This is a genomic window from Streptomyces sp. NPDC048434, from assembly GCF_043200375.1.
In the GTDB taxonomy this organism is placed as follows: Bacteria; Actinomycetota; Actinomycetes; order Streptomycetales; family Streptomycetaceae; genus Streptomyces.
Genome location: NZ_JBICXQ010000005.1, coordinates 86,815 through 112,306 on the forward strand (window position 1 = coordinate 86,815; position 25,492 = coordinate 112,306).

Below are 25,492 nucleotides of genomic sequence, written 5' to 3' on the forward strand. Positions count from 1 at the left end.
GTCCAGCTACCGGGTCAGCCCGACTTCGGCGGCTTCTGCGCGTCGAAAGCGAAGAGAGTGTTCTTGGCCGCGGCCACGATCACCGCACGCCCTGCAAGAGTCACACGTGGGCTTGCGCCCTGCTGGCCCGTCAAACCATCGACCTGCGGATCTGTTGTCCACAGGATTTTGCCATCGTCCGGCGACAGCGCGACCACCCGGCCGGTGGCCGAGCTGAAATACAGTGCGTCCGCTCCCGCACCAGGACCCGACGCGCCCTCCACGCCGGTTTGCCGCGACCACTTCTTCCGGCCGGTCGCGGGGTCGAGTGCTGTGACGAGGCCGGTCTGCCCGCTCACGTATACGGTGCTGTCCGCCATGCCGGGCGTCCCCGCGTATGTCTTGGCCAGTCGGGAGTACGTGACCTTCCGCGAGGCCGGGTCGACCTGCGCCACCCCGTTGTAGCCGGCCAGCTCCGTTCCCTTCCTGTGTACTTGCAGGAGTACGAGCCTGCCGTTGGCGACGCCCATCGGCACGGCGGGGCCGTTGACCGCGATGGGCTTGCCCAGTGTCCCCGAGGCGCGGTCGACCGGGTACAGGGTGGGGTGGCGCACTGCCAAGGCATCCACCTCCGCATCCTTCGCGCACATCGCGACGAGCTGTGGCCCTACCGGGACGGGAGCGCACTGCGTACCCGCTGGGAATGGCGACGTCCATGTGACCTGACCGCTGTGCGCGTTGCGGGCCTCGAAGCGGGAGTTGGAAGCGTCGACCGTCACGACGTCGGAACCGATGACAATGGCGTCCTGAGTCCGACCCGTGACGGCCGTCGACTGGGCGCCGGACGGCACGGACCACAGCTCCCGTCCGTTGTTCGCGTCGATGGCCACCACCTCGCTCGGAGGGTCCTGCGGGGCGTCCTGGGCGGCGAAGCGGTAACCGAGCACCGTGTCGTCGGTGGCGCCCACCAGGTGCATGCCGTTGACGGGGACGCCGGGGCTCTTCGCCGTCCACACCCGCGAGCCGTCCCTGGCCCTGATACGGGTCGCGACAACACTGCCGCCCCCGCAGAACAGCGCGTCGCCGCGCACGACGCAACGCAGTTCGTCGGGGATGTCCGGGCGACCGCCGGGCACGGCCTTGTGCCACGGCTCGAAGCCGTCCGGAAGTGCGGCACCCGGCACTGCAAGGCTGTTGCCCTTGTCGCCGCCGCTGTTCCCCCCGAAGCCGCCCGCCGTCAGTGCGGCGACTCCTCCACCGATCGTTGCCACCGTGACCGCGACCGCGGCCGTGAACACGGGACGCCATCGGGGACGCAATCGGCGGCCGATGGAGGCGTCGGCGCTCCCTGTATCGGGACCGGCCGGGGTGGTGGTCGGGGCTGCCGGCGTCGGGGTGGCCGGCGTCGGGGTGGCCGGCGTCGCGAAGTGATGCTCGGTGACCATGTCGCGGGTGCGGGCCGCGCCAACTTCCCTCGCGTCGATCTGGCCGAGGTCGGTCGGCAGGTCCCGAAGCAGTACGAGGAGTTCGTCCGCCGAGGGGCGCCCGTTGGACTCCTTGGCCAGGCATGACTCGGCGACCGTGCGCAAGGCCATCGGCACATCTTCCAGCGACGGCTCCTCGTGCACCACCTGATACGCAGCTATGTATGGGCTGTCCGCGTCGAAGGGCCCGTGGCCCGTCGCTGCGTACGCCAGCAGCGTCCCCAGCGAGAAGACATCGGACCGCGGCCCCACATCGCGCGGCGCCTGCAACTGCTCCGGCGACATGAAGGGCGGCGTACCGATGACCCGCCCTGTAATCGTCAGCGTCTGCTGGTCCACGGCGCGCGAAATGCCGAAGTCGATGACGCGTGGGCCCTCGGGCGAGAGCACGACGTTCGAGGGCTTCAGGTCACGGTGGATGACCCCCACCCGGTGGATGTCCCGCAGCGCCTCCGCCAGCCCGATGGCGAGCCTTCGCAGCTCCGCTCCGCTCAGCGGGCCCTTCGTGGCGATGCGCCGGGCGAGCGTGTCCCCCTGGATGTAGGTCGTCGCCATCCACGGCTGCTCGGCCTCAGGGGCAGCGTCGACCACGGCGGCGGTGAACGCGCCGCTCACTCGCCTTGCCGCCGCCACCTCCTGCCGGAAGCGAATGCGGAACTCGTCGTCCGCCGCGAACTGCGGGTGGATCAGTTTGATCGCGACAGGACGACCCGAACTCGTACGGGCCAGAAAGACCGTGCCCATGCCACCCGAGCCGAGTCGCGCCTCAAGCGGATAACCGCCGATTTCGGCTGGATCACCTGCGCGCAGCGACACTCTTCCCGACCTCCTGTCCCTCGTGCACCTCTGCCACCACGGGCCTGCGTATCTCTCCTGCACACAAGTTAGCCGCAGGGCAGTACAGCAGAGCAGAGTGGGTGGCGAACAGGACCTCAGGGCTGCCGCTCCCGTGTCGCACGCGACGAAGCCTCGCCAAGAGGAGGGCGGATTCCAGAGCTTGCTGCAACACCGTGGTCGGTTGGCACGGCGACTGCTGCCAGCAGTTGGTCTTCACCGCACCGGGCCTCGACCGCGACAGCTTGGAGCGGGCCTTCGACGGCGGCCCCCGCAGGTGCATCGGGGAGAGCTTGCCCTGATCGAGAAACCCTCACTTCGATTCTGACACTTGGGACACTGCGGCCCGTTCCAAGTACGCGTGTCCGGCCAGGCCGCCACCATCGCGAGGCGGTGATGGAGCTTCTTGAAACGACCAGGGCTACTCCTCGCCCCACTTGGTCCAGCTCGGACCCCGCGGCCGATGCGGTCTATGCCGCTCTGGACATGCCGTTTGCCGTCCCGGTCGGCCAGATCTCGGCCGCGCACCAACACCGCGCCTGGTCCGTGGACTTCTGCGGATGAGGGGGCCGCCTTGCGGCACGCGGGTCCGCATCGGCCGGCGTGGCCCGTGCCGACGACCATGACGACCGCGAGGGCCGAGAACACGATCGCCGTCGCGTGGCTGCTGAACTGGACGGCTGCGCCGGTCAGCAGGGCCCCCAGGCCCAGCCCGCCCGCCGGAGCAATGCTGGTGATGATGGTGCCGAGTTTCTTGTGGCGTTCCGGGGCGTGTTCCACGACCGAGGCCGAGAAAGCGCTCGTGGCGGCACCGGTGGCGACGCCCTGGATGGTGCGGGCCGCGATGACCCAGCCGATGTCCGGAGCGAAGACGAACATGAGCATCGCCCCGAGCTCCACCAAGAGCGACCCGATCAGGACAGGCCGGCGTCCGATGTAGTCGGACAGCGATCCGGCGACCAGCAGAGCCGCCAGCAGGCCGAGCGCGTAGGAAGCAAAGGCAACCGTCAGCACCCAGGCGGGGAAGTGCCATTGCTGCTCGAAGACGACCAGCAGCGGCGTGGGCGCGCCTGCGGCCACATAGAGCGCCGCGAAGACGGCAGCCGACCCGGCGAACGCCGCGGAAGAAGGAAGCAGCCTGCCGGACCGGTCGGGCTCAGGGGCCGCGGAGCCATGGCCGCGGTCACGCCTTGATGCGATGTGGAACATCTCGGAGCCCCCTAAGGCCAAACTCTGTGCATTACGTTCACCGTAAACCCGGAGGAGGCTTAATGCCAAACGATGTGCGTTACGGTGGAGGCATGGTTGCAGAATCGTCCCCGCGGCGGCGCACCGGAGGCCGCAGCGCCCTGGTGCTGACGTCCATCAGGAAGGCCGTCGAGGAACTGGTCGCCGAACGTGGCAGCGACGCCGTCACCATCCCCATGGTCGCGGAGCGTGCCGGGGTCAATCACTCGAGCATCTACCGACGGTGGGGCGACGCGCGCGCCATGATCAACGACCTGGCGACCTACCGGCTCGACCCGGATCGCGGCCTTCCCGACACCGGAGACCTGCGTGCCGATCTGACCGCGTGGGCACAGGAGTTGCTCAGCCATTACGGCGTCACGGTGAACGCCGCCCTGCTGCGGGGCGGAGCGGCCGCAGCCGGTGAGAGCGAGTCGGACTGCCTGCGCGACCGCCGGGCAGAAGCAGCCGGCTTCGCTTCCCGGCCCGGCAGCACCTTCAGCGGCGACGAGGTCATCGACCGGGTGGTGGCCCCCATCATCTACCGGGTCATCTTCCTGCCCTGGACGCTGCCCGAAGTGGATGCGCGCACGTACGTCGATGACCTCTGCAACCGATCCAACTGATCCCCACCTCGCGGAACAGGTCTCACCAGTTCGCGGAACAGGTCTCAGCGGCGCTCCTCGGGGAAGTCGTCGCCGTACATCGGCAGGCCGCTCAGGGACTGCTTCCGGGACGCTTCCTCCTCGATCACGTCCCAGTGCTCCACCATGATGCCGTCCTCGAGGCGGAGGAAGTCGACGGCGATCCACGGAGCGGGCTGCCCGTGCCCCGAGAAACGCCCGCGCACCATGACCATGTCCCCTTCCGCCATGATCAGCTCGCATTCGTGCTTCAGCTGAGCCGGGGAGCTCTTGACCAGGTCGAAGAGCCCCTCCCGGCCGGGCGCGATATGGGCGCTGTGTTGGATGTAGCCGGGGGACCAGAATCGCTCGGCAGCGGTGTAGTCCCGCTTGTTGAAAAGGGCGTCGAAAGCTTCACGGACGAGAGCCTTGTTCTTGTCTTCGACGGTGCTCATGGGGTAACTACCTTCCGTCTTCCATCTTCTGCCTTCTGCCTTCCGCCTTCCGCCTTCTGCGTCAGTCGATGAACACGCTCCATGCGACGGCGTTGAGGCCGTCGGCAAGGAAGATGTCGGTTCCGCCGAGGGGCTTCTCCCAGGACGGCATCAGCTCTGCTGCCCGAGCGACGACCGCGTCCATCCAGACCTTGCGCTCCGCCTGCCGATTGCTCTTCGGCACGTCGGCGGCGGCGGCCTCCTTCAGGTCAACTGTCCGCAGCGCCTCGGCAGCGGAGGGTCGCAGGTCACGTATGTACTCGCGATTCGTCTGCACGTCCTCGGGAGTGCCGTACAGGGACATGTGACCGGTCACGAGGGTCTCGAAGTCGTACTCCAGCAGGTGATCCATGGCCTCGAAGTACGCGGGCACGTGCGCGGGGAAGACAAGGCGGAAGGACGGCGCGTTCTTGATGGTGAAGCTGTCCATCGCCGCCATGGTCTTCTGTTCCGGGAGGTGGATGAACACATTGCCCGCCTGGTGCCAGTCCCCGGTGTAATCGAGGACGAACCTCACTCCGTCGATCTGGAGTTCTTTCCTGGTCCCGTTGAAGGTCTCGTTGGGCAGGGCCGCCTGTCGTCGTGCGCCTCCTTGATGAATCGGGCGGTGAGCTCATGGGCGATGATCTTCAGGCCGCGCCGGTCCAGCAAATGAGCGGCCCCGGTGTGGTCGGCGTGCGCGTGGCTGTAGATGAGGCGAGTTATCGGCTTCGGGGTGACTTCCTCGATGGCCATCAGCAGCTTTTCGCCCAGGACTGGAGGGGCGTCCACGACACGGTGGGTATCCGCGACGTGGCCACTGAGGCCGACGTGGCCGTCACCACGCTCTTCTCCCACTTCGCCCCCAAAGAGGCCCTGGTGTTCGAGCAGGACCAAGACTTCGAGCAACGCCTCACATAGGCGGTCACCGGCCGGTCGCCGCACGAGCCGCTCATCCCTGCGCTACACCACGAGATCCAGGGGTAAGTGACCTTCCAGGTATCGCAACCTGATCCGGAAGGCCCACACACGGGAGTTGTGGACACCAGCTCCCGTTGATCGGGCTGGGAGAGGACGCTGTGCCTCGCGGGATTTCCGCTGGCGGAGTGCCTGGACGGTGGGCCTCGGAGTCACGGGGTCCGGTTTCGTGCCTCACCGTCCGCGCCAGATGCATCAGGTGATCAGGCCGGCGCTGATCAGCCAGATGTGTTCGCAGGTCGAAGATGCCTTTTGCAACTCCCCGCGGGATTCCTGCGAGGCGTGGTAGAAGGTCCGCTCGATCATCCAGCACAGGGCGCGTGCCATCGCTGACGCTTGTTTCGGTTCGCTGCCGGCTTGGATGCCGGCTCGTTCCAGGACGACGGTGATGGCCGTGATGAACAAGTCAGCCGTGTGGCTCCACAACTCGCCGATCTCCGGCACGGTCAACGACAGGTCGATAGCCGTGCGCATGACCAGGCCGTGCTCATCCCACAGCTCAACAGTGCGCCGCATGGCTGCTGCGATGGCCTGGCGCGGCTCGTCGGTCTGCGCAGTGGCCCGGGACCGCTCCCACAGGTGCTCGACGGTCCGGGCCACGAGCGCCGTGACCACTTCTTGTTTGGACCCGAAGTAGAAGTACAGAGCGCCGCGTGTGATGCCGGCACCCTGCGCGATGTCGCCGACTGTCATGGCGTCGTAGCCCTTCTGCGCCAGCAGAGCTTCGCAGGTGTCCAGAATGGCCCGCTCTCGGACATCGCCTTTGCGTTCGGTGGCGCGCCGGCTCCGCGCGGGGTGGTGGCTGGGCATCAGAGCTGATCGCCCTCGGCGAAGTCGGTCGTACGGGAGAGGGGCTCCCATGCGCGGATGTCCTCGTCCACGGCCGTGCGCGCGGCGGTGACCAGTCGCAGCGCGTCCGAGCCCAGGACAAGGTGAGCCGGCGGCTGGTCGACTGATGCGATGTGGACCACGGCGTCCCCGGCCTTGGCCGGATTGCCCAACTGGTTCCCGCTGGCCTTCTGCCGCGCTTCCCGGATGGGGGTGAACAGCTCGTCGTAGTCGTCGATGCACTGCGCGGCGCGTGTCATGGACCGTCCGGCCCAGTCGGTGCGGAAGGAGCCGGGCTCGATCGCGGTCACATGGATCCCGAACTGTGCGACCTCCTTGCCCAGCGCCTCAAGGATGCCTTCCAGGGCGAACTTGCTACCGCAGTAGGCAGACATACCGGGCACGGCCATGAGCCCGCCCATGGAGGTGACGGCCATCAGGTGTCCGCGACGGCGCTGGCGCATGTGGGGCAGGGCTGCCTGCAGCGTGGCCACGGCCCCGAATACGTTGACCTCGAACTGCCGCCGCACCTCGGCCAGCGGGGTTTCCTCGAAGGTGCCCTCCAGGCCGTAGCCCGCGTTGGCGACGACGACATCCAAGGGACCGACGCTCTGCTCCACCTCCGCGACCACACTCGAGACGGCGTCGCCGTCAGTCACATCCAGGATGCGGCCGTGAGCGTACCCGGGTTTCAGCCCGTCGAAGGCCCGCAGGTCCTCCTCGGAGCGGACCGTTCCAACGACGGTGTGCCCGGCGGCCAGGGCGGCCTGGGCGAAGGCACGGCCGAGGCCCGTGCTGACGCCAGTGACGAGCCACTTCTGCTGCTGCACTGTTCCTCCAGAAAGGTCTCACGAGAAGCTGGACTGCCCCCTCACTCGGAAAGTCTACGCTGCGTCGAGTGTAATCAACATGATGCTGATTCCGTTGCCCCAACGGCACCATGCTCAGCCGAGGTCAATCCAGCCCCTCACCGACCCGCTCGCTCCGGCTGAGACGATCACGCTGTGGGTGGAGTGATCACGGCATCGGCGCCGTCCTGGATAGGGCCCTTACTGGGCTGAGCCCGCGCTGCTTCGGCAAATTGGTAGCCGCAGTACGACGTGAGCAAGCCGCAGATCGACCGCGCGGCTGGCCCTGGAGTCTGTCGCTGGAGGATCGCGTCCTGCTGGTCACGGCGTACTGGCGCACAAACTTGACCATGCGCCAGCTGGCGCCGCTGTTCGGGATCTCCAAGTCGGCCGCAGACCGCATCATTGACCACATCGGCCCGCTGCTGGCACTCCGGCAGCAGAGCCGGTTCCACAGGGACACCGTCCTCATCGTCGACGGCACCCTGGTGCCCACCCGCGACCTCTCAGTGGCCGAGCAGTCGAAGAACTATCGATACTCCACGGCCCATCAAGTTGTGATCGATGCCGATACCCGCCGGGTCGTAGTCGTCGGTCGGCCCGCGCCGGGTAACCGGCATGACTCCCGAGGCTGGGAGGAGTCCGGCGCCTCTCGACGTGCGTGAGGCACTGTGTCCTCCAGGCAGGACAGGGGCCAGTCGGGGATGAGGAGTTTCGCTGGCCATGGACCGGTCCGTCACGAGGTCATCGCCCCAGCATCGAACACGCAAGCGACATCAAAACTCAGTGCCATCGATCCAGGCCGGCCAGAACGACTCCCGAACCCACCGACAAACGACTCCCCTGAGAAAGAACTGACACAGAGACGGCAAAGCCGCCGTGCTCCCAGATGTCATCGCCGGGCCCCCAGGCGCTACGCCCAGCGAGCCAGGGCGGGGTCTGCCGGCCCGATTCACCACCGCCTCCGGCGCGCGGTCGCGGCAGCACTCGCCGAGCACCTCCCCCTCACCGGTGCGTTGGCTCTGGACCGAGACGGTGCCCCGGCCGATGGTGGCGCTGAGCGTGGCGGCGACGTACTCGACCGCACCGCCCACAGGATGCTGATCAGTGTCGACTGAGCCCGGCCGGGCCCGCCTGCTTTGTGGAGTAGTCCGTAGTGCGCCCTGCCGTCGGCCGCCGGAGGCTGAGGTCATGGAAGCCACACCGCCGATGCGGACCGTCTGGCGAGGTGTCGTCACCTTCGGCATGGTGGTCTTGCCTGTACGGCTGGTCGCTGCGACCGAGGAGCATCGCGGCCGGTTCAGGGAGATTCACTCCGTTGACGGGGGCCGAATCCGTCACAAGCGCGTCTGCGAGGTCGACGGCCCGCAGGAGGAAATCCCGTACGGGGACGTCGGGCGGGCGGTGGAGCTGCCGGACGGAGGGCTGGTGCCGGTCACCGACGAAGAGCTGGAACGCCTCCCTTTGCCAACGCGGCACGTGGCGGAAGTCCTCGGCTTCGTCCCGGGCTCCGATATCGACCCGATCAGCTATGGCCGCGCCTACTACGCGGCGCCCGACGGGGCGGCCGCGGACCGCCCGTACGTCTTGCTGACCGAGGCCCTCGCGCGCACCGGCTATGTGGGCCTCTGCAAAATCGCCCTCCGCCAGCGCGAAAGACTGGCGGTGCTGCGCCCCCGGCACGGGGTGATCGTGCTGCAGACCCTGCTGTGGCGCGACGAGGTGCGCGAGCCCGGAGACCTGAGCCCGTCGGCGCCCGTCACCGACCGGGAGCTGCAGCTCGCCGAGATGCTCCTGTCCGAACTCACCGGGGTCGAGGTGCAGCAGCTGGAGGACGAGTACGGGCACGCGCTGGAGCAACTGGTGGCTGCCAAGATCGTGGGAAGCGAAGTGCCGGCGCTGCTGACGCCGCAGCCTGCCGTCGACCTTATGGCCGCCCTGGAGCAGAGCGTCCAGGCCGCGCGCCGCTCCCGCCGCTAGGCCGGTCCGGCCGGCGCTCCGTCAGTGGAAGCCCGGCATTCCGGGTGAGTCGATGTCGACGGTGACCGCGCCGGGCGGGTAGGCGTCCTCGTTGCCGGTCAAAGGGGTGGGCGTGGCACCCCGCTCCCGGTGGAGAAGGCGGGACGGTCACGGCGGGTGCGGTGCGTGCTGTGCCCGTCGTCCGACCGGCTTTGAAGGCGCGGATGGCGCCGCGTGGCCAGTGCTCGACCTGGGGCCGGTCATTGCTCGGCCGTGTCGGCCAGCGCAGTGGTCAGCTCAGGGTCCTCGGGCTTGCCGCAGCCCCCGGCGAAGAGTGCCTGGGCCTGAGCGAGCAGGGCTTCGGTCTCCTCCCAGGCCCAGCACGCTCCGCACAGCCCGCCGCCATCGGGCGGGCCGCACCGTGGGCCGTGGTCAGGCGTTGAGGTCCAGAACGCAGACCGGCTCACCATCCCAGCGCTTCGGCGCGGTGGTGGCGACGATCGCCCCGTCAGGGCGGTCCGGGGTGGGCTGGGCCGCGTACTGGCTGTGGGCCGCGGCCCATGTCTCCCGCTGCGCCACGGCCAGGGCTGCGGGCAGGTCCAGATTCAGAACGGTGATGCCGGGCAGGGCAGCGAGGTGCTCGGGAGTACCGGGCCGGGCGCGGCCGGCTTCAACGAGCGCACACGTCGGTGCGTAGAGGTACCAGCCGGGTTCGGCGTGGGCCCGGTGGATCAGACGGGAGGCGAGGACGTTGCCCTGGCCGGCCGCGGTCATCGCGGTGTCGTCCAGGACGATGTGCATGGCGTCGCTCACTGGCCGGTCACCTGAGCCAGACGCCGGTCGAGCTCACTGTCCAGGTCCTGCTGCTGGGCCGCGGTGGGGGCGTAGCCGTTCCACTCGTTCAGCGCGGCGAGGGCCTTCTCCGCGCGCTCGGCGCGCTCGGCCGGGGTGAGCAGGGTCTCGGCCAAGCGCGCCAGGTAGGCGCGCAGCGACAGGCCCTCGGCGGCCGCGATCGCCGCAAGCCGGTCCTTCCCCCGTACCCACCCAGTCGGGGTGGAGATTCCGACGAGGTCCCGCACCGTCAGGCCAATGGGGCCGGCACCAGTGGGGCCGGATTGCCACCCCGTCTGGCCCTGGCCGCGTTCCATTCCATCAGGAGCCGCGCGGGCAGCTCAGGGCGCGGGGCGACGCGGACGGCGACGGGGTTGATCCACACGCCCCGCGGACCGATCCGCTTGACGAACCCGCGTGAGGCGAGCCGGTGAACCGCTTCGAGGACCTCGCCGCGGGTCAGGAAATCGATGGGCGCGAGCAAGAACTCCAACTGCCAGTTCCTCATCGTCGGCGGCACCTCGGGCCGTCGCCTCCCCGCCTGTTCCCACGCCAGCGTCTCTGTGCAACCACACCACCAGGGTGTTGTCGGAGTCGGGGTCCAGTTCGAAGTGATTGCGGCCCTGCTCCGTATCCGACGGCAGGATCCGGTATGCGGCAGGGGTGCCATGGCGCGCTCGGCATCCTGGATGCGGCCGCGGTGCAATTGGGAGCGACCGGCCCGGTCGGGCGCGCACTTCTGTCCCGGTGCGGCCCGGCAGTCCGGACAAGTGCGGGCGTGGGCCTTCTCCCGGACCGCGGTCGGCGCTGCCCGACTCATGCCTTCCTCATCTCCACAGCCAAGCCTCCGGGCTGACTAGGCAGGCGCCGTTGCCTCCGGCTTGGGGCGCGGCGGTCATTGCTTGCCAGCGCTGAACACCGCTGCCGAGGGCCCGCTTCCCTGCCCGGCCTTTCCTGGGCGCAGCGTCCACGGCACGGGGAAGGTGTGGGTCAGCCACTCGGTGGCGACCAGCCGCTGGACGATGAAGGCACGCAGTTCCCGTGACTCCAGCGGCCAGCCCATCCCCCCGCAGAGCTGTGTGATCGAGGGGCCGTGGCCGTGCTCGGCCCGCCAGGTCGCGGCGAACTCTGCAGCGCGCGGGCCGCGGTCGGGCTGCGTGTACTTCCACGCGGCGTACGCGGTTCGCACCTTCGGCATGACCTGCATGGACAGGCCCTGCTGCAGGAACGCCCGCGCCACCCGCTCCAGAGGCAGCGCGCATAGCGGGCAGTGCTCCACGGCCTCGGCGTGACGGCGCAACGCCGGACTCACCCCGTCCTTCCACACCTCCCAGCGCACCCGGACGAGCACCATGCTGTCGTGCGAGCGCGGGTGCATGCCGGACAGGTGCCGTACGGACTCGTCCAGCAGATACCGGCCGTCGGCCAGGTCGACGACGAACCCCTTCGACAGCAGCTCGGGCAGCGCCTGGCGGCAGTGCCCGGGCATCTCGTCGGGCAGCACACCGGCGCGGTCGTTCGAGCTGTGAGCGGCCAGGAACAGCGCCGCCAGCCGCGCCGCCGGGGAGGAGCCCGCGAGCGGTTTCGCGGCGAGCGTGCGGGTCATCCAGGCCGAAACCCGCGACCGCGCCGTCTCGCTGAGCGGCAGTTCCTCGGCCAGGTTCGGCACCGTGACGGCCACGGGAGTCTCGCCATCACCGCTCAGCAGGTCACCCGCGAACTGCCAGCCCAGAGCGGTGAGAGCAGCGACAGCACCCTCCGGGTCAGTCAGGCGCAGGTCCTGCCCCGGGACATGTCCGGTTCCGCCCCGCGCCGCGCGGATGGCGACCACTCCGGCCAGGAGCTGCGCATCGGCATCTGTGAGCTGCACCGAGGCGACGTAGCCCAGGAGTAGGCGTGCGGCTGCCCCCTGCTGGGTCGTCAGCAGGAAAGGCTGTGGGGCGCCTTTCGCAGCGGACGTGGTCGGGGCGTGGGAGGAGCTGGGAGGCGTCGGCACGCCTCTACAACGCGTACGGGCCCCCCACGTCACCACATATACCGCCGACAGGGGGCCGTGTGCGGCGGGACGCGTACACCCAAGGCAAGCGCCGCTCCCTGTACGGGATCGTGCGGCCGTGCCCCGGCCTGGTCCCGGTCTCACCCCAACTGGAGCTCGAACACGCCCTGGTCCGCAGCGCCCAGGAAGCCCAGGAACTGCAAGAGGCCGGGCACGAGGGCCGGATCAGCCACTTCGACCTTCCCGAGCACGAGAGCTCGCCATGTGCTGACGTCCGCCCCGGGACTCGTCTATTGAGCTTTGAGCGAGAACCCGTCCTCGTGAACAAAGCCACGTCGGCTTGTTCCGGCGGAAGTTCGTGCGTGGCGGGTCACGACGGCGTGCAGTGTCCGGTGTGGGGGCGCCGCTGCACTCCGGCTCTCCGCTTTCGAGCACGCGGAGCAAGGATGCGGTGACGACACGTGTGCTACGCCCGATGCGCAGCACACGGCACGGGAACTCCCCGCGACGAACCAGGTCGTACCCCTTCGGCCGCGAGAACCCCAACGCCCTGGAAGCCTCCTCCACGCTCCCCGTTCCGTCCCAGGTGGCGCGGATGCTCGTAGGGCTATACCGGGCGCCCTGAACCTCGTTAGTCTGTTCGTACATTTCGGATTCTCCGGTGCAATAAATGGTGCTTTGTGGACATAGAGCCGGGAGTGCTGTCGGCCGGCGGCGTTGGGTAGTTGACGTCCAGACATCGTGCAGTTGGGGTGTGACAGATTCGGCGCCCGTCACGCTGAACGGACTGGACCGACTGGTTCTCGGTCCGTGGATGTCCGGTTCCCCCCGTGCCGGGGCATCCACGCCAGGCGCGGGTGGGGCTTGCTCCCTGCCCGCGCCTGCGCCTTTGCCCTCCGGTGAGGGGCTCGGGTCTCTCGGCCGGTGAAACGGAATAGGTCGGAATGGGTGCGAGCGTGCTGGTAGCGGATCGGTATCGACTGGACGAGCCGCTGGGCCGAGGGGGATGGGTGAGGTCTGGCGCGCCAGGGACCAGGTTCTCGGCCGGCAGGTGGCGGTGAAACTCATGCTGACCGACGGCGCCGATGCGAAGGCGGCCGAGGGCTTCCGTTTGGAGGCTCGGACGGCGGCTCGCCTGAATCATCCCCACGCGGTGGCCGTCTATGACTTCGGTGCTCACGATGGCCGCTTGTATCTGGTGATGGAACTCCTTGACGGGCACAGCCTGGCCCAGGAGTTGGCCACCCACGGCCCGCTGGACCCGCAACGCATGGCTGGCATCGCTGTCCAGGTCGCGGTCGGCCTGGCCGCGGCCCACCGCGATGGCGTCGTACACCGCGACATCAAGCCGAGCAATCTGATGCTGGCTGCCGACGGCACTGTGAAGATCACCGACTTCGGCATCGCGCGCTTCACCGAGGAAGCCTGCAGAGTGACCGCCGGGGAGGTCGTGGGCTCCCCTTCGCACTTGGCACCGGAGCGCGGGCTGGGACGTGCTGCGGGACCTCCGTGCTGGGCGCCCGGACACGCCCCCACGGTCAAAGAGACACGCTCTAGTCGGGTAGCCGGAGCCCATGGCCGGACCCCGGCCTCAACAAGTCCGGGGGTGCCGCCGGATGCGGCGTCAGCTGAGGCTGAGGAAGACACCCATGGCTGCGGCGGTCAGCCCGATGAACCAGCCGGTCAAGGAGTTGAGCAGCGCGACCCCGTGTCGACCGCGTACGAGCAACCGACCGGCCTCATGGCCGCAGACGCTGAATGCGGTGACAACCCCGCCCAGCAGAATCGTGCCGCTGGCCATGCGGTGCAGATAGGCCCATCCCGCCAGCGCGCCGAACAGGAAGCACCCGACGAAATTGAGGACGAACGGGACCCAGTGCGTAGGATTCCGGAAACGCGACCGAAGGTGCCGCTCCGTCCCGTAGCGCAGCGCTGCGCCGCTCAATCCACCCAGCAGCATCAGTAGTAGAGACACGGGAAAGCTCCCTTTCGCGAAACGCGCGACAACGGAGTCATGATCGCGCTGCCACTTGGTATGACGCGGTATATCGCGAATGGGCGGTGAATCACCGGCAGAAAAACGGAGCCTGCCTCTTCCGCCCTTAGGTGACCGCCCTGAAGGGTACGTCAGGTGGATAACAGTGCCACTGCCCAGTCGGCACGTCGCGGTTTCGGCGAACCGTTACGCCCTGACTCTGCACAATAACCCTTGGATCCCGGCGGGAATCCCACCGCGCGCGGGCAGAATCACCGAATGCCACACGGCAACTCCAACGGAGCAACCGCATCGCCCCGTCAGAGTGATTACGCCTTGTCAGCCGGAGTCCGGGTGGCGCGAGTGTCCGCAGTCCCATGATGATCAGGCCTAATAACCCCGACGCCAGCACACTGAGCTCTGACTCGCCGAGGAGACGCCGATAACCATGAGCGAACCGGTGCGCAAGCCACAGCTGTTCCGTGAACTCTCTGCAGAATTCGTGGGCACGATGGTCCTTATTCTCTTCGGGTGCGGCGTCGTGGCTCAGGTGGTAGCTGGAGGCGCCCTCACCGATCCGAAGGGTGGACTGGGCAACCACGACAGCATCGCCTGGGCCTGGGGGCTGGGCGTCACTCTCGGCGTGTACGTCGCGGCCCGCCTCAGCGGTGCGCACCTTAACCCGGCTGTGACGCTCTCCCTGGCCACCTTCAAAGGCTTCCCGTGGGCCAAGGTCGCGCCCTACGCTATCGCCCAGACAGCTGGCGCCTTCGTGGCCGCACTGCTGGTGCGCTGGGACTACGCCGAAGTATTGGCCAGGGCTGATCCGACGCACAGCATCAAGACGCAGTTCGTCTTTTCCACACTGCCGGGGAACGGTTCGACCACGGCCGGAATTCACGAATGGGGCGCATTCCGTGATCAGGTTATCGGCACCGCCCTGCTGGTACTCCTCATCTTCGCGATCACTGACCTGATGAACACGCCGCCCGGCGCCAATCTGGCCCCATTGATTATCGGCTTGGTCGTGGTCGCAATCGGCATGGCCTTCGGCACCGACGCCGGCTACGCGATCAACCCGGCACGCGACCTCGGCCCCAGACTTGCCAGCTTCATCACGGGCTATGGAGGCGCCTGGCGAGATCAGTGGGGCAACCTGTATTTCTGGGTGCCCATCGTCGGACCGCTGATCGGCGGCGTCCTCGGCGCCGGCTTCTACAAGTTCCTCATCGGCAACTTCCTGCCCACAGCCGAGCCCGAGCCCACCGGCCGGGTCCCCGCCCCGGAAGGGCAGTCATGAACCATGCCGGCCGCGGCGTCGTACAGGCCCGGCTTTGGACGTCATTTCATGTGGCGAGTCTGCGGTAGCAGATGAGGGTGCAGGCGATGCCGGTGAAGGCGAGCAAGTAACCATGGCGTGGTCGCACCGCCGGCGGAGGAACGCGTAAACCCGGCCCCACGGCGGGAAGTTCCCAGGCATCGCCCGCCGCTTGCTGCCGTTCTCCACCAGGTAGCGGATCGCATCGAGCATCGCCCGGTGGCAGTACGCCTCCGGCTGTCCGCCCCGGCCCAGCATCCAGCTCGGCACCGGCAGAGGGGCCGGAAGCTTTCCAGCTGAGTTGCCGGGCACCCGGCCTTTCGCATGACCCCCAAAAGTACGAGATCTGTCGTCGGGCCAGAACTGCCCATGAGCAGCGACCGGATGAGACGGGCCGCAAAACGCCGGCCCGCTACAGCCTGAGCTGCACGGATGAGGCTTTCGGCAGGCGCAATGCGGGGTGGCGTCGATGCTCACCTACCCCTTGTGAGTCAAGCCGCCCCGTAGTGGTGGGCGCACCCGCCCCGCCCTGTCACCCCACACCGGATCGTCGAGCAGGCCCTCCGCATCCGGCAGCCCGGCTCGGCGCAGGAACTCCAAGAGGTCGGTGTCGTCGTGCGCGAGCGTCCGCGCTCGGTGACGCGACGCCCGCCGCTGCCCTGCGGCGGGTGGACGGCTATGGGTGCGCTCATGCTTCCAGCCTGCGGCGTGTCGGTCGACCCGGCATTCCAGGTGCGGGGACGGCCGGAGTGCGGGCTGGCGCGGCGGCGGGCCGCCGTGTGGTGCCACGCACTGGGTCACACACCCGTATCCCACGGACGGCCGGACATCGCCGCCTCGCCGAGCGCCTCGCCGATCAAGTATCCGGCGACGGCGGCCCGTTTACAGCCCAGGGCGACTGGGCGGCGTCGCGGGTGTCAGCCGGTCGCCGCGACCCCGGCTTTGATGATGAGCATGTCGAGAAGCGCGAGCAGGGCACCGCGAGCTTCGTCAGGGGAGCGGGCATCGAGCATACGGATGGGTGTGTTCGGGTCACGCAGATGCAGCGCCGCTCTGATCTCCTCGGCGGTGTAGGGCTGTTCGCCGTGGAAGCAGTTCGCGGCAACCACGAACGGAAGCCCTCGGTTCTCGAAGAAATCGATGGCCGGGAAACCACGGTCAAGGCGTCGTGTGTCAACAAGGACGATCGCCCCGAGTGCCCCGTTCAGCAGGTCGTCCCACATGAACCAGAAGCGCTCCTGGCCAGGTGTGCCGAACAGGTAGAGCACGACCTGTGCGTCGGTGAGGGTGATGCGGCCGAAGTCCATCGCGACGGTGGTAACCGCCTTGGACTCGATGCCGTCGAGGTCATCGACGCCGACGCCCGCGCTCGTCAGCCGCTCCTCGGTGCGCAACGGCTCGATCTCGGAGACCGTCTCGACCAGGGTCGTCTTGCCGACGCCGAACCCCCCAGCGATGAGGATCTTGACGGGGGCCGCTTCCTGGGCAGGGGTGTCATATCCGGGCAAGGTTGTCCCTGATTCTCATGAGCAGGTGGACATTGGTGGTCTCGGTCCCTTCAAGGGGCGACCGGTGCTCGATCAGGCCCCGATCCGCGAGTTCGCCGAGAAGAAGCGTCATGGGAGTGAGGCGGATGTGCATGCGCGCCGCGATCTCGGCGACCGCCAGGCCGCCCGGAGGCGAGCACATCGCGAGGATGGCCTGCCACTCGCTGGGCAGACCGCCGTGGCCGTCCGCGACGGCCACGGCCGTGATCGTGGTGTCCATGGTGAGGGCGGCGTGTATAGCCGCCGTACGTCCATCAGTCAGCGCGTACAGTCGCGTCCGGCGGCGGCCTCCCTCTCGCGGCCCAGGCTCGTCCGCCATTACGAGCGCTGCGCCTGGCCGCGCTCAGGCGTGCTCAGCCACTCACCGAGCGCCTGGGCGGTGCGCACGGCTTCACCGCCCAGCTCCCCTAGCCGCGCCTTGCGGGAGGTCACCACGATAAGCGTGCTGCCCTCCCCGCACCCGACGATGCAGAGATAGCTGTCGTCCATCTCGACCAGCTGGCGGATCACCCGGCCGCCGTCGACCTCCCTGGATATCGCCTTCATCGTGGAAGCGATACCAGAGGACGCGGCAGCTATGCGCTCCGCCTGGTCCCGTTCCAGCTCGTACGAGCTGAGTTTGATCCCGTCGTTGGACAGGAGTACGGCTCCCTTGATGCCGGCGATCCTGCTCAGGTTGTTGTCCAGGACGCTGTAGATCATGTCGTTCGTTTGCGTCGTCATGGCTGATCCTGTCGGAGTTCTTCTTCCACTGTCTGAGTTCCGTGTTCGTAGTCTGCCCAGGCGTCGGCCACTTCTTCGGGTGTCGCCGCGTCCTGATCGACGGCAGTCTCCGGTGCGTGTGGCGCGCGGAGCCGCTCGGCGATGTGAGCCTGCGGGACCCGCTCGGGGAGGACCGGCTTCGCGTCACCGTCCCGTGTCACGGAGGGAAGCGGCGGCTTACTCTCCACCGGCCGCTCGGGCGAGCGCTCCGGCGTCCTACGGCCGGCCGGCGCGGTCTTCGCGTGCAAGACCAGCTCGGGCTTGCGTTCGTTGAGCGTGCCCGGTGCCGGTGCGGGCGTCACCGCCGCACGCGGCGCTTCTTTTCCTGCCCGGACCGGTTCGGTCGGCACAAGGAGTTCCTCGGGAAGGATCACCACGGCCGACGTCCCCCCGTATACCGAGCGGCGCAGCGTCACTGTGGCCCCGAGCTGTTCGGCGATGTGGCCGACCACGAAGAGTCCGAGCCGGTGCGCGTTCTCCGCCAAGACGGAATACGGCGGGGCCGAGTGCAGACGCCCGTTCATCTCCTCGTAGGTTGCGGCGGTCACCCGCGGCCCGCGGTCCTCGATGTCGACCAACAGCCCGTCTGTCACCAGTTCGGCACGGACGACCACCTTCGACTGCGGCGGGGAGAACCGGGTGGCATTGTCGAGGAGTTCTGCCACGAGGTGACTGATCTCGCTGATCACCCGCGCTGCCACGCTGATCTCGTCCAGGGCCTGGCGCTCGATCCGCCGGAAGTCCTCGACTTCCGCGGCGGCTTCGCGCAGCAGGTCGGCGACGCGCATGGGCTCGGTGTGCGGATCGGGGATCTCCCCACCTGCCAGGATGAGCAGGTTCTCGACCTGCCGCCGCATACCCACCGTCAACTGGTCGGATCGCATCAACCCGGCGAGAAGCTCCTCGTCGTGACCGAAGGCGTCCTGCAGTTCGTCGGTGAGGGTCAACTGCCGGCTGACCAGGTTTCCGGTGCGCGAGGCGATGCCCGCGGCGAACATACCGAAGCCTTGACGCTCGGCCGCGAGCTGCGCATGCCCGTCGACGGATACGAAGACGACCCGGGCGAACGCATCGCTGATACGTCCGACCTCGTCCTGGTCTCCGCTCACCGCCGGCAGCGCATCGTCGTCGACGCGCTGCCCCCGCTGGAGCCGGGCCACGACATCCGGCAGCGTGTCCTCAGCAATGGCCACCGTGCGTTGGTGCAGACCGCGCAGGCGGCGGAGCACGGAGCGCGTGGTGAGCACGATGACGGCAGCGACGGCAAGGAGGGCTGCGCCGTTTCCGACGATCAGCCAGATGACCTCGGTCTCCAGCTGCGTGGCCTTGGCGTCGGCGTGCACGAGTACTGCTCGCGCCTGTTTCGCGTCGAGCGCGGCAAGGCGCGCCGCGAACTTGTCATACGCGGCCCGCCAGGCGCCGGCCTCCGTGGGTAGCTTGATGCCGGACGCGGTGTTCCGGTGGTCGGAGATGACCGCGTCCTCGATGCGGACCTTCGTCTTCCAGCCGTCCGAGGCGAAGATCTGGTCGTAGTCCGCTCTGTCCTCGGCCGTCAGATACGGCGCGACCCACTCGTCGTACTGGTACCGCTGGGATCCGACGGAGTTGACGAATTCGGCGAACCCGGAGGAGCTCAGGCGCCTGGACGGCCCGGCCACGGCGAGGATGGTGGTCTCGCGCGCCACCATCTCGGACACCGTGAACATCGTGACGACCACGCCGCTCTCCTGGATGAGCTCGGCGTCTTCCGCATGGCTGAACTCGTTCTGGTACACCCGGATGATGCGGTCGAGGAGGTCGGAGTAGTAGCCGATCGTCCGCTCCGCGCCTCCTCTGCGGGAGTCCGCCCGCTCGCGGAACGCGGCCAGATCCGCGAGGCTGCGCTTCAGGTCCGCGACGTAACGTTCGTCCTCGCGCCCGGCCGCCGCCAGAGCTCCGTCCGCCGACCGGCGGAACTCGTCCGCGGCCCGGTCCGTGGCCGCGCGCCGCTCGCGTAGCTCGTTCTCGGCCACGGAGCCGCCCGCCCACCGTGTGGCGGTCATCGTCCGCTCAACCTGCACTTTGACCATCAGCCTGGTCAGGGGTACGTCGATCCGCTCACCAACTGCCACATCAGCGCGCAGGTTCTCCGACTGGTGCACCAGCCGCTGTGCGGTCATGACCACTTGGGTGCTCATCGCCAGAATAGGGACGATTGCCAGCCAAATGAGCAGCGTACGCAGGCGCAAGGTATGCCGCCGACGAGTCGTCGACTGCCCTCGTGCGCCTTCGGGTTCTATGGGAGACATCAGTCCTCGGGGAGCGGGGAAAACAGTGGGGACGGCCCAACAGCCGAGACCAGACGCAGTCCTAGGTTCAGGACTGGGGGAAGCCCGGTTCGGCTTTGGCGCGATGTGGGGGTGTCGATCATAACCAGCCGCACCGGAGAAACGGAGAGATGACTTCCGTCGACCATATGTGGTAGCGGCGACAAAGACGTTGTGCACCGGACGTTGGCGTTCACCTGACGCCTGGGCACAGGCGTGCTCGTGCAGACAGGGCAACCCGCTCCCCGGTCGCACGTCTTACTGACCCAAACAAAGCCGTTGGATGGGGCCGTGTGTGATCAGGCAGACGGTGAGGCCGAGGAATGCCTCGTGGAGGTCGTCGCGTCGGTCCCATCGGATGCGCAGGCAGCGGAAGCCGTGCAGCCAGGAGATCGTGCGCTCGACGATGTAGCAGAAGATGCCAGGCCCGTACCGTGCGGCTGGCCTCGCTCTGCGATCACGGGTCGGATTCCGCGCTGCCAGAGGAGTCGACGGTACTTGTCGTGGTCGTAACCGCGGTCGTAACCGCGGTCGGCCAGGAGGACATCTGGCCGTCGGCGTGGTCTTCCGACGCGGCCCGCGATGGCCGGGATCTTGTCGAGGAGCGGCAGAAGTTGAGTGACGTCATGGTTTCCGCCGGTCAGCGGTACCGCGAGAGGGATGCCCTGGCCGTCGGTGTTGACGTGGCGCTTACTGCCCGGCCGTGCGCGATCGACCGGGCTGGGCCCCGCTTTTGGACCCCGCCGAGCCGCCCGGACGTGGGATGAGTCGATCACCGCCCGCGACCAGTCGAGCTGGTTCTTCGACCGCAGTTCCTTCAGCAGCACGACGTGCAGGCGGTCCCAGACACCCGCCTCGTTCCACGCGGCCAGCCGCGACCAGCAGGTCATGCCGAAGCCCAACTCCTGAGGCAGGTACTCCCATTGGATGCCGGTGTGCAAGTGCCTTACCGCGCTCACATACCGCGGTGAACCCGTCGAGCGGGTCACGATGCTGTGGGAGGCTCAGCACCGGGGCCTCCTCGCCCAAAGCACCACCTCACGCGACCTGATGACGCTGCTCTCCACACCGGTCGGTTTGCCCAAACACTGGGGCGAAAAGATCGTGCAGCGTGCCCTGCTCTACCGCGCTCACACGGTCGCCGACCGCATTACCGCCTACACCAATGACCCGGCCAACACACCCCACCAGTTGATCATCGGAAGCCGCCGCATCCGACAGGCATGGACGACTCACCGCTGGGACGTACGCACGAACCGTCGGCCATGACCGCACGCCTACACTGCGTACTTTCACAGACCCAAACCCGGCGGATCGCGGAAGATGTCAGCCAGGGAAATCTTCTGAGCGCGAGCTGTATTGGAGCATCTCACCGGAGGAAAACCGGAACGTTGATTCGGTCTGTCCGAGGCCGAGTCATCCGCCACGTTCGCCAGGAATTTCCGGTTGACGTCAATTAGGTGATCAAGTGCTTTCCTGGCGGCGGCTAGGCTGTCAATTGTGGATGAAAGGCGGGTTCGCTCCTGATCCATTGCCGTCAAGGCTTGCCGAGCTCTGTCTATGTTGGGCTGCGTCATACAGGGGACCAACTGAGCGATGGTTCTGCTGGACATTCCGGCGGCCAGGAATATCTGAATCAGCGCCACCCGCTGGACGTGCTCGTCGTTGTAGAACCGCTGGCCGCTGGGGGACCTTGTACTGACCAGCAAACCCTGCTGCTCGTAGTAGCGCAGCGATCGACGGCTTGCTCCTGTCCGGGCGGACAGTTCACCGATCCGCATCTCAACCCCTCGTGTGTATTGGGTCACAGCGACTTGCCCTTGACATCGATGTGAGCGTTTAGGTTAACCCCATGACTCGCGACCCGCTGCCGGGGTATCAGGTCGCCGACCTCTCGCGTCCGCGAGAGCACGAAAGGGAGAACTCCTTGATCAAGTTCGCTTTCATGATCAACCGTATCGATGGAATGACCTTCGAGGAATTCGTTGAGCATCACCGAAACCGCCACGCCCCGTTGTTTACCTCCATTCCAGAAGCGCGGCAGTACGTGAAGAGGTACACCGTCTCTCACCCGATATCCGCTGAAGGGTACCCCAGTCCGGCCTACGACGGCCTCACTGAAATCTGGTTCGAAAGCTGGGCAGATCACGACGCCTTCTTCGCGTCTAAGAATTACAAGGAGTTGGTGAACCCGGACGAGAGTAAGTTCATCGATATGAATTCAGTGGCAGTAATGGTCACCGAAGAAAGGGTTGCGATCTAGCCCTTGGGCTGCCCGCTCTGTGCCGCGGGCGATGCGGCAGGCCATCATCGCGATAGCGGCTCAGGCGATCAAGGTTGCGGAGTGCTGGACGAGCCGTTCGGGAGGGGCGAGGGATCCGGTGGTCGGAGCTGTGGCCATGGGGGCCTCCACCGCTACTTCGAGCCCACCGCCCGCGCCATCGACGGCCTGGAGAAGGCTCTGGCCGGTCTCGCCTCCTCGACGACGCCCTCGGCCTGGACCTGCGTAATCCCCAGGACTACCTCCACCGCGTGTGGTCCACCGCCTTCCGCGCCGCCGATCTCGCCCACGTGGGCAGCGGCGAGGAGAACGAGTACAGCGATACGTGCGCAGCCGAGGACACCGACCCCGAACAGGACGTCGCATGAAGACCGCTCTCTTCCCCGAACCACGCACCGCAGCGGCACCTGGCGGCCCGCCGCCGCAAGGCCGAGACCGCCCTCCAGCGGGTCCACTCGGCAATCGCCCGCCTCCGGCGTGAGAAGGCGCAGGTCAGTGTCGCCGCCGTCGCTCGTCGCGCGGACGTCTCGCGCACCTTCCTTTCGGGCATGTCGCCTCGCCGGGTGCCCTGCGCGACGTCGGTGTGCCGCTCGTCTGGCTCCCGTACAACCAAGTCGCCGACCACGTCGGGCGCTTGGCGGTAAGCGACCTGGGGCTGTTCCTGGAGGGGTACGTGGACGGCTGGATCACCCTGCAGTAGCGCTGTCCGTCAGACGCCGGCGGCTCAGCTGTCGTGCGACGCGCGGCACGCCCCTGGCGGGCCGGTCAGCTGCTGCCGCAGGCGCAGCCGGAGGCGGGCTCGGCGGGGTCGGCGGCGGACTGGCCGCCGCAGCAGGCGTCGCTGCCCGGGATGTCGCTCTTGCCCATCTGGCCGGCGTCGGCCTTGACGACGTAGACCTCCCAGGGCTCCTTGCCGGGGCCGTGCACCCACACCTTGTCCTGGAGGGCATAGCAGCAGGAGGTGTCGCTCTCCTCGAACGTCGCAAGCCCCGCTTCCTTCAGGCGGTCGGTGGCGGCGGTGAGCTGCTCGGTGGAGTCGACCTCGACACCGAGGTGGTCCAGGCGGGTCTCCTGGCCCGCCTCGCCTTCGACGAGGACGAGCTTCAGCGGCGGCTCGACGACGGCGAAGTTGGCGTAACCGGGGCGGCGCTTGGCCGGTGTGACGCCGAACAGCTTGGAGTAGAACTCCACCGACGCGTCAAGGTCGGGGACGTTGAGGGCGAGCTGCACACGGGACATGACGGCCTCCCGGCACGTTGCATTGATGTCCATCGATGCAACCTTGCGTCTTGAATCGAAGTTTGTCAACATAGACGCATGTCGAATCAAGAGCTTGAGGTGCTCGGCCAGGCCCAGGAGTGCTGCCCGGGCCTGCTGACCGCGCCGCTGGACGAAGAGCAGGCCACCGAGCTGTCGAAGGTCTTCAAAGCCCTCGCCGATCCGGTGCGGCTGCGACTGCTGTCGATGATCGCCTCCCGGGCCGGCGGCGAAGTGTGCGTGTGTGACCTGACGCCTGCCTTCGACCTGGCCCAGCCGACGATCTCCCACCACCTCAAGCACCTGCGGCAGGCCGGACTCATCGACTGCGAACGCCGCGGGACATGGGTGTACTACTGGCTGCTGCCGGAGATGACCGACCGTCTCGCCGGCATCCTGACCCGGCCCGCCGGCCAGCCCCTCGCCCAGCCCGCCCAGACGCCTGCAGGGGCGGCCTCATGACCGCGAAGGCGACGGCGCGGACCGCGCCTGCGGGGCCCGTCGCGGCCCGCCTGTCGTTCCTGGACCGCTTCCTGGCCGTGTGGATCCTGCTGGCCATGGGCGCCGGACTCGGCCTGGGGCGACTGGCGCCCGGCCTGGGGGACGCGCTGGCAAAAGTGACCGTCACCGGCGTCTCACTGCCGATCGCACTCGGACTGCTGGTGATGATGTATCCGGTGCTGGCCAAGGTCCGCTACGACCGCCTGGACACCGTTACCCGCGACCGCCGCCTGCTGGTCCCCTCACTGGTGATCAACTGGATCCTCGGCCCCGCCGTGATGTTCGCGCTCGCGTGGATCTTCCTGCCCGACCTGCCGGAATACCGGACCGGGCTGATCATCGTCGGGCTGGCCCGCTGCATCGCCATGGTCATCATCTGGAACGACCTGGCCTGCGGCGACCGCGAAGCCGCCGCCGTCCTGGTCGCCCTGAACTCCGTCTTCCAGGTCCTGGCCTTCAGCCTGCTGGGCTGGTTCTACCTCTCCGTCCTGCCCGGCTGGCTCGGCCTGCAACAGACCGGGCTGAACATCTCGGTGTGGGAGATCGCCCGCAGCGTCCTGATCTTCCTCGGCATCCCCCTGGCCGCAGGCTTCCTCACCCGCCGCCTGGGCGAGAAGACCAAGGGCCGCACCTGGTACGAGACGAAGCTGATGCCCCGCATCGGGCCCTTCGCCCTCTATGGTCTGCTGTTCACCATCGTCGTGCTCTTCGCCCTCCAGGGCGACGCCATCACCTCCAAGCCTCTCGACGTCGCCCGGATCGCGCTGCCCCTGCTGGTGTACTTCGCTCTCATGTGGGTCGGCTCCATGGCCCTGGGCAAGGCCGTCGGCCTGAACTACCCGCGCACCACAACGCTGGCCTTCACCGCGGCCGGCAACAACTTCGAACTCGCCATCGCCGTCGCCATCGCGACCTTCGGCGCGACATCCGGCCAGGCCCTGGCCGGCGTCGTGGGCCCCCTCATCGAGGTGCCGGTACTGATCGGCCTCGTCTATGTCGCCCTCGCCGCCCGCCGCCTCTTCCCCCACACCGCCCCGGCCGCCGAGCCGGCCAGCCTCCAGGTGCCCGCCCGTGACTGACTCCCATAAGCCGTCGGTGCTGTTCGTGTGCGTCCACAACGCCGGCCGCTCCCAGATGGCCGCCGCCTTCCTCACCCACCTCGCCCAGGACAAGGTGGAGGTCCGCTCGGCCGGCTCTGCCCCCGCCCACGCCGTCAACCCGGCGGTGGTCGAGGTGATGGCCGAGGTCGGCATCGACATCTCCGCCCAGAGGCCGAAGGTGCTCACGCCCGAGGCGGTGCAGTCCTCAGACGTCGTGATCACCATGGGCTGCGGGGACGCCTGTCCCGTCTTCCCCGGCAAGCGCTACCTGGACTGGAAGCTCGAAGACCCCGCGGGCCAGGGCGTCGACGCCGTCCGACCCATTCGCGACGACATTGAGCACCGGGTGCGCGGTCTGCTCGCCGAGCTCGGCATCCAGGCCTGA

General features: G+C 67.8%; 27 protein-coding genes and 5 pseudogenes. 11 read left to right on the plus strand and 21 right to left on the minus strand.

Features of this window, described 5'->3' with window-relative positions:
• Window positions 1-14: 14 nt before the first annotated feature.
• Complete coding sequence (locus tag ACGFWI_RS07800) at window positions 15-2,279, minus strand: PQQ-binding-like beta-propeller repeat protein (protein WP_393905024.1); 2,265 nt, start codon at window positions 2,277-2,279, stop codon at window positions 15-17.
• Between the two features lie 234 nt (window positions 2,280-2,513).
• Window positions 2,514-3,575: an MFS transporter gene (locus ACGFWI_RS07805; RefSeq protein ID WP_393905025.1), complete on the minus strand. Its 1,062-nt coding sequence runs from the start codon at window positions 3,573-3,575 to the stop codon at window positions 2,514-2,516.
• 23 nt (window positions 3,576-3,598) lie between these two features.
• On the opposite strand from ACGFWI_RS07805, the gene ACGFWI_RS07810 reads away from it, so the two are divergent.
• Window positions 3,599-4,150 carry a TetR/AcrR family transcriptional regulator gene (locus tag ACGFWI_RS07810; RefSeq protein WP_393905026.1) on the plus strand — a complete coding sequence of 184 codons (552 nt, stop codon included), beginning with the start codon at window positions 3,599-3,601 and terminating at the stop codon, window positions 4,148-4,150.
• Between the two features lie 44 nt (window positions 4,151-4,194).
• On the opposite strand, the gene ACGFWI_RS07815 is transcribed toward ACGFWI_RS07810, so the two are convergent.
• The 3 genes from ACGFWI_RS07815 to ACGFWI_RS07825 form a co-directional block, all read right to left on the minus strand.
• Window positions 4,195-4,602: an ester cyclase gene (locus ACGFWI_RS07815; RefSeq protein ID WP_393905027.1), complete on the minus strand. Its 408-nt coding sequence runs from the start codon at window positions 4,600-4,602 to the stop codon at window positions 4,195-4,197.
• A 61-nt stretch (window positions 4,603-4,663) separates the two neighbouring features.
• A complete protein-coding gene (locus ACGFWI_RS07820; protein WP_393905028.1) occupies window positions 4,664-5,158 on the minus strand; it encodes a hypothetical protein in 495 nt (164 codons plus the stop codon).
• Window positions 5,155-5,376 (minus strand): MBL fold metallo-hydrolase, encoded by a 222-nt coding sequence (locus ACGFWI_RS07825; protein WP_393905029.1) that lies wholly within the window; start codon window positions 5,374-5,376, stop codon window positions 5,155-5,157. Before ACGFWI_RS07825 ends, ACGFWI_RS07820 begins: the two co-directional genes overlap by 4 nt.
• On the opposite strand from ACGFWI_RS07825, the pseudogene ACGFWI_RS07830 reads away from it, so the two are divergent.
• Window positions 5,317-5,538, plus strand: a pseudogene (locus ACGFWI_RS07830) (helix-turn-helix domain-containing protein); the annotation flags it as partial. The gene ACGFWI_RS07825 and the pseudogene ACGFWI_RS07830 overlap by 60 nt on opposite strands.
• Window positions 5,539-5,793: 255 nt before the next feature.
• On the opposite strand, the gene ACGFWI_RS07835 reads toward ACGFWI_RS07830, so the two are convergent.
• Together ACGFWI_RS07835 and ACGFWI_RS07840 are read right to left on the minus strand one after the other, a co-directional pair.
• A complete protein-coding gene (locus ACGFWI_RS07835; RefSeq protein ID WP_393905030.1) occupies window positions 5,794-6,408 on the minus strand; it encodes a TetR/AcrR family transcriptional regulator in 615 nt (204 codons plus the stop codon).
• Complete coding sequence (locus ACGFWI_RS07840; RefSeq protein ID WP_393905031.1) at window positions 6,408-7,256, minus strand: oxidoreductase; 849 nt, start codon at window positions 7,254-7,256, stop codon at window positions 6,408-6,410. The genes ACGFWI_RS07835 and ACGFWI_RS07840 overlap by 1 nt, the downstream gene beginning before the upstream one ends.
• 174 nt (window positions 7,257-7,430) lie before the next feature.
• On the opposite strand from ACGFWI_RS07840, the pseudogene ACGFWI_RS07845 reads away from it, so the two are divergent.
• Together ACGFWI_RS07845 and ACGFWI_RS07850 are read left to right on the plus strand one after the other, a co-directional pair.
• A pseudogene (locus ACGFWI_RS07845) lies at window positions 7,431-7,924 on the plus strand (transposase family protein); the annotation flags it as partial.
• Between the two features lie 541 nt (window positions 7,925-8,465).
• Window positions 8,466-9,254, plus strand: a complete 789-nt coding sequence (locus ACGFWI_RS07850; RefSeq protein ID WP_393905032.1) for a Ku protein — start codon at window positions 8,466-8,468, stop codon at window positions 9,252-9,254.
• A 411-nt stretch (window positions 9,255-9,665) separates the two neighbouring features.
• Here the strand turns inward: ACGFWI_RS07850 and ACGFWI_RS07855 are convergent, their stop codons facing one another.
• The 5 genes from ACGFWI_RS07855 to ACGFWI_RS07875 form a co-directional block, all read right to left on the minus strand.
• The gene (locus ACGFWI_RS07855) at window positions 9,666-10,034 is read right to left on the minus strand and encodes a hypothetical protein (protein ID WP_393905236.1); all 369 of its coding nucleotides are present in this window, start codon (window positions 10,032-10,034) and stop codon (window positions 9,666-9,668) included.
• Window positions 10,035-10,042: 8 nt separating this feature from the next.
• On the minus strand, window positions 10,043-10,312 hold the full coding sequence (locus tag ACGFWI_RS07860) for a hypothetical protein (RefSeq protein ID WP_393905033.1): 270 nt from the start codon (window positions 10,310-10,312) through the stop codon (window positions 10,043-10,045).
• Window positions 10,313-10,314: 2 nt separating this feature from the next.
• Window positions 10,315-10,572 carry a hypothetical protein gene (locus tag ACGFWI_RS07865; RefSeq protein WP_393905034.1) on the minus strand — a complete coding sequence of 86 codons (258 nt, stop codon included), beginning with the start codon at window positions 10,570-10,572 and terminating at the stop codon, window positions 10,315-10,317.
• A 387-nt stretch (window positions 10,573-10,959) separates the two neighbouring features.
• A complete protein-coding gene (locus ACGFWI_RS07870) occupies window positions 10,960-11,934 on the minus strand; it encodes a hypothetical protein (protein ID WP_393905035.1) in 975 nt (324 codons plus the stop codon).
• A gap of 351 nt (window positions 11,935-12,285) precedes the next feature.
• Window positions 12,286-13,128: a helix-turn-helix domain-containing protein gene (locus tag ACGFWI_RS07875; protein WP_393905036.1), complete on the minus strand. Its 843-nt coding sequence runs from the start codon at window positions 13,126-13,128 to the stop codon at window positions 12,286-12,288.
• Here ACGFWI_RS07875 and ACGFWI_RS07880 point away from each other — a divergent pair.
• Window positions 13,067-13,483, plus strand: a pseudogene (locus ACGFWI_RS07880) (serine/threonine-protein kinase); the annotation flags it as partial. The gene ACGFWI_RS07875 and the pseudogene ACGFWI_RS07880 overlap by 62 nt on opposite strands.
• Window positions 13,484-13,684: 201 nt before the next feature.
• On the opposite strand, the gene ACGFWI_RS07885 reads toward ACGFWI_RS07880, so the two are convergent.
• Window positions 13,685-14,020 (minus strand): fluoride efflux transporter FluC, encoded by a 336-nt coding sequence (locus tag ACGFWI_RS07885; RefSeq protein ID WP_393905237.1) that lies wholly within the window; start codon window positions 14,018-14,020, stop codon window positions 13,685-13,687.
• Window positions 14,021-14,483: 463 nt separating this feature from the next.
• On the opposite strand from ACGFWI_RS07885, the gene ACGFWI_RS07890 reads away from it, so the two are divergent.
• Window positions 14,484-15,335 (plus strand): MIP/aquaporin family protein, encoded by an 852-nt coding sequence (locus tag ACGFWI_RS07890; protein ID WP_393905037.1) that lies wholly within the window; start codon window positions 14,484-14,486, stop codon window positions 15,333-15,335.
• Here the strand turns inward: ACGFWI_RS07890 and ACGFWI_RS07895 are convergent.
• From ACGFWI_RS07895 to ACGFWI_RS07920, 6 genes and pseudogenes are all read right to left on the minus strand, one after another.
• Window positions 15,330-15,611, minus strand: coding sequence for a transposase (locus ACGFWI_RS07895; protein WP_393905238.1), 282 nt, complete (start codon window positions 15,609-15,611; stop codon window positions 15,330-15,332). The genes ACGFWI_RS07890 and ACGFWI_RS07895 overlap by 6 nt on opposite strands.
• A 659-nt stretch (window positions 15,612-16,270) precedes the next feature.
• Complete coding sequence (locus tag ACGFWI_RS07900; RefSeq protein ID WP_393905038.1) at window positions 16,271-16,861, minus strand: ATP/GTP-binding protein; 591 nt, start codon at window positions 16,859-16,861, stop codon at window positions 16,271-16,273.
• Window positions 16,848-17,219 carry a DUF742 domain-containing protein gene (locus tag ACGFWI_RS07905; RefSeq protein WP_393905039.1) on the minus strand — a complete coding sequence of 124 codons (372 nt, stop codon included), beginning with the start codon at window positions 17,217-17,219 and terminating at the stop codon, window positions 16,848-16,850. The genes ACGFWI_RS07900 and ACGFWI_RS07905 overlap by 14 nt, the downstream gene beginning before the upstream one ends.
• Window positions 17,219-17,623 (minus strand): roadblock/LC7 domain-containing protein, encoded by a 405-nt coding sequence (locus ACGFWI_RS07910; RefSeq protein WP_393905040.1) that lies wholly within the window; start codon window positions 17,621-17,623, stop codon window positions 17,219-17,221. Before ACGFWI_RS07910 ends, ACGFWI_RS07905 begins: the two co-directional genes overlap by 1 nt.
• The gene (locus ACGFWI_RS07915; protein ID WP_393905041.1) at window positions 17,620-19,839 is read right to left on the minus strand and encodes a nitrate- and nitrite sensing domain-containing protein; all 2,220 of its coding nucleotides are present in this window, start codon (window positions 19,837-19,839) and stop codon (window positions 17,620-17,622) included. Before ACGFWI_RS07915 ends, ACGFWI_RS07910 begins: the two co-directional genes overlap by 4 nt.
• A gap of 387 nt (window positions 19,840-20,226) precedes the next feature.
• Window positions 20,227-20,909, minus strand: a pseudogene (locus ACGFWI_RS07920) (IS5 family transposase); the annotation flags it as partial.
• Here ACGFWI_RS07920 and ACGFWI_RS07925 point away from each other — a divergent pair.
• Window positions 20,896-21,237 (plus strand): hypothetical protein, encoded by a 342-nt coding sequence (locus ACGFWI_RS07925; RefSeq protein ID WP_393905042.1) that lies wholly within the window; start codon window positions 20,896-20,898, stop codon window positions 21,235-21,237. The pseudogene ACGFWI_RS07920 and the gene ACGFWI_RS07925 overlap by 14 nt on opposite strands.
• 146 nt (window positions 21,238-21,383) lie before the next feature.
• Here the strand turns inward: ACGFWI_RS07925 and ACGFWI_RS07930 are convergent.
• Window positions 21,384-21,749 (minus strand): annotated as a pseudogene (locus tag ACGFWI_RS07930) (MerR family transcriptional regulator); the annotation flags it as partial.
• A 71-nt stretch (window positions 21,750-21,820) separates the two neighbouring features.
• Between ACGFWI_RS07930 and ACGFWI_RS07935 the strand changes: the two are divergent.
• The gene (locus tag ACGFWI_RS07935; RefSeq protein ID WP_393905043.1) at window positions 21,821-22,231 is read left to right on the plus strand and encodes an EthD domain-containing protein; all 411 of its coding nucleotides are present in this window, start codon (window positions 21,821-21,823) and stop codon (window positions 22,229-22,231) included.
• A gap of 783 nt (window positions 22,232-23,014) precedes the next feature.
• Here the strand turns inward: ACGFWI_RS07935 and ACGFWI_RS07940 are convergent.
• Window positions 23,015-23,488, minus strand: a complete 474-nt coding sequence (locus ACGFWI_RS07940) for an ArsI/CadI family heavy metal resistance metalloenzyme (protein WP_393905044.1) — start codon at window positions 23,486-23,488, stop codon at window positions 23,015-23,017.
• Between the two features lie 78 nt (window positions 23,489-23,566).
• Between ACGFWI_RS07940 and ACGFWI_RS07945 the strand changes: the two genes are divergently transcribed.
• The 3 genes from ACGFWI_RS07945 to ACGFWI_RS07955 are packed head-to-tail and all read left to right on the plus strand — an operon-like array spanning window position 23,567 to window position 25,492.
• Window positions 23,567-23,968, plus strand: coding sequence for an ArsR/SmtB family transcription factor (locus ACGFWI_RS07945; RefSeq protein WP_393905045.1), 402 nt, complete (start codon window positions 23,567-23,569; stop codon window positions 23,966-23,968).
• Window positions 23,965-25,086 carry an ACR3 family arsenite efflux transporter gene (arsB, locus tag ACGFWI_RS07950; RefSeq protein ID WP_393905046.1) on the plus strand — a complete coding sequence of 374 codons (1,122 nt, stop codon included), beginning with the start codon at window positions 23,965-23,967 and terminating at the stop codon, window positions 25,084-25,086. Before ACGFWI_RS07945 ends, arsB begins: the two co-directional genes overlap by 4 nt.
• Window positions 25,079-25,492, plus strand: coding sequence for an arsenate reductase ArsC (locus ACGFWI_RS07955; protein WP_393905047.1), 414 nt, complete (start codon window positions 25,079-25,081; stop codon window positions 25,490-25,492). Before arsB ends, ACGFWI_RS07955 begins: the two co-directional genes overlap by 8 nt.

Excerpts from the sequence above, each read along its gene's own strand:
- ACGFWI_RS07940 (WP_393905044.1), bottom strand. The coding sequence starts at position 23,488 with ATGTCCCGTGTGCAGCTCGCCCTCAACGTCCCCGACCTTGACGCGTCG.
- ACGFWI_RS07910 (WP_393905040.1), bottom strand. The coding sequence starts at position 17,623 with ATGACGACGCAAACGAACGACATGATCTACAGCGTCCTGGACAACAAC.
- ACGFWI_RS07810 (WP_393905026.1), top strand. The coding sequence starts at position 3,599 with ATGGTTGCAGAATCGTCCCCGCGGCGGCGCACCGGAGGCCGCAGCGCC.
- ACGFWI_RS07890 (WP_393905037.1), top strand. The coding sequence starts at position 14,484 with ATGAGCGAACCGGTGCGCAAGCCACAGCTGTTCCGTGAACTCTCTGCA.
- ACGFWI_RS07815 (WP_393905027.1), bottom strand. The coding sequence starts at position 4,602 with ATGAGCACCGTCGAAGACAAGAACAAGGCTCTCGTCCGTGAAGCTTTC.
- ACGFWI_RS07915 (WP_393905041.1), bottom strand. The coding sequence starts at position 19,839 with ATGAGCACCCAAGTGGTCATGACCGCACAGCGGCTGGTGCACCAGTCG.
- ACGFWI_RS07925 (WP_393905042.1), top strand. The coding sequence starts at position 20,896 with ATGCCGGTGTGCAAGTGCCTTACCGCGCTCACATACCGCGGTGAACCC.
- ACGFWI_RS07825 (WP_393905029.1), bottom strand. The coding sequence starts at position 5,376 with ATGGCCATCGAGGAAGTCACCCCGAAGCCGATAACTCGCCTCATCTAC.
- ACGFWI_RS07835 (WP_393905030.1), bottom strand. The coding sequence starts at position 6,408 with ATGCCCAGCCACCACCCCGCGCGGAGCCGGCGCGCCACCGAACGCAAA.
- ACGFWI_RS07935 (WP_393905043.1), top strand. The coding sequence starts at position 21,821 with ATGACTCGCGACCCGCTGCCGGGGTATCAGGTCGCCGACCTCTCGCGT.
- ACGFWI_RS07850 (WP_393905032.1), top strand. The coding sequence starts at position 8,466 with ATGGAAGCCACACCGCCGATGCGGACCGTCTGGCGAGGTGTCGTCACC.
- arsB (WP_393905046.1), top strand. The coding sequence starts at position 23,965 with ATGACCGCGAAGGCGACGGCGCGGACCGCGCCTGCGGGGCCCGTCGCG.
- ACGFWI_RS07895 (WP_393905238.1), bottom strand. The coding sequence starts at position 15,611 with ATGCTGGGCCGGGGCGGACAGCCGGAGGCGTACTGCCACCGGGCGATG.
- ACGFWI_RS07855 (WP_393905236.1), bottom strand. The coding sequence starts at position 10,034 with ATGCACATCGTCCTGGACGACACCGCGATGACCGCGGCCGGCCAGGGC.
- ACGFWI_RS07865 (WP_393905034.1), bottom strand. The coding sequence starts at position 10,572 with ATGAGGAACTGGCAGTTGGAGTTCTTGCTCGCGCCCATCGATTTCCTG.
- ACGFWI_RS07885 (WP_393905237.1), bottom strand. The coding sequence starts at position 14,020 with ATGCTGCTGGGTGGATTGAGCGGCGCAGCGCTGCGCTACGGGACGGAG.
- ACGFWI_RS07945 (WP_393905045.1), top strand. The coding sequence starts at position 23,567 with ATGTCGAATCAAGAGCTTGAGGTGCTCGGCCAGGCCCAGGAGTGCTGC.
- ACGFWI_RS07905 (WP_393905039.1), bottom strand. The coding sequence starts at position 17,219 with ATGGCGGACGAGCCTGGGCCGCGAGAGGGAGGCCGCCGCCGGACGCGA.
- ACGFWI_RS07875 (WP_393905036.1), bottom strand. The coding sequence starts at position 13,128 with ATGAGTTTCACCGCCACCTGCCGGCCGAGAACCTGGTCCCTGGCGCGC.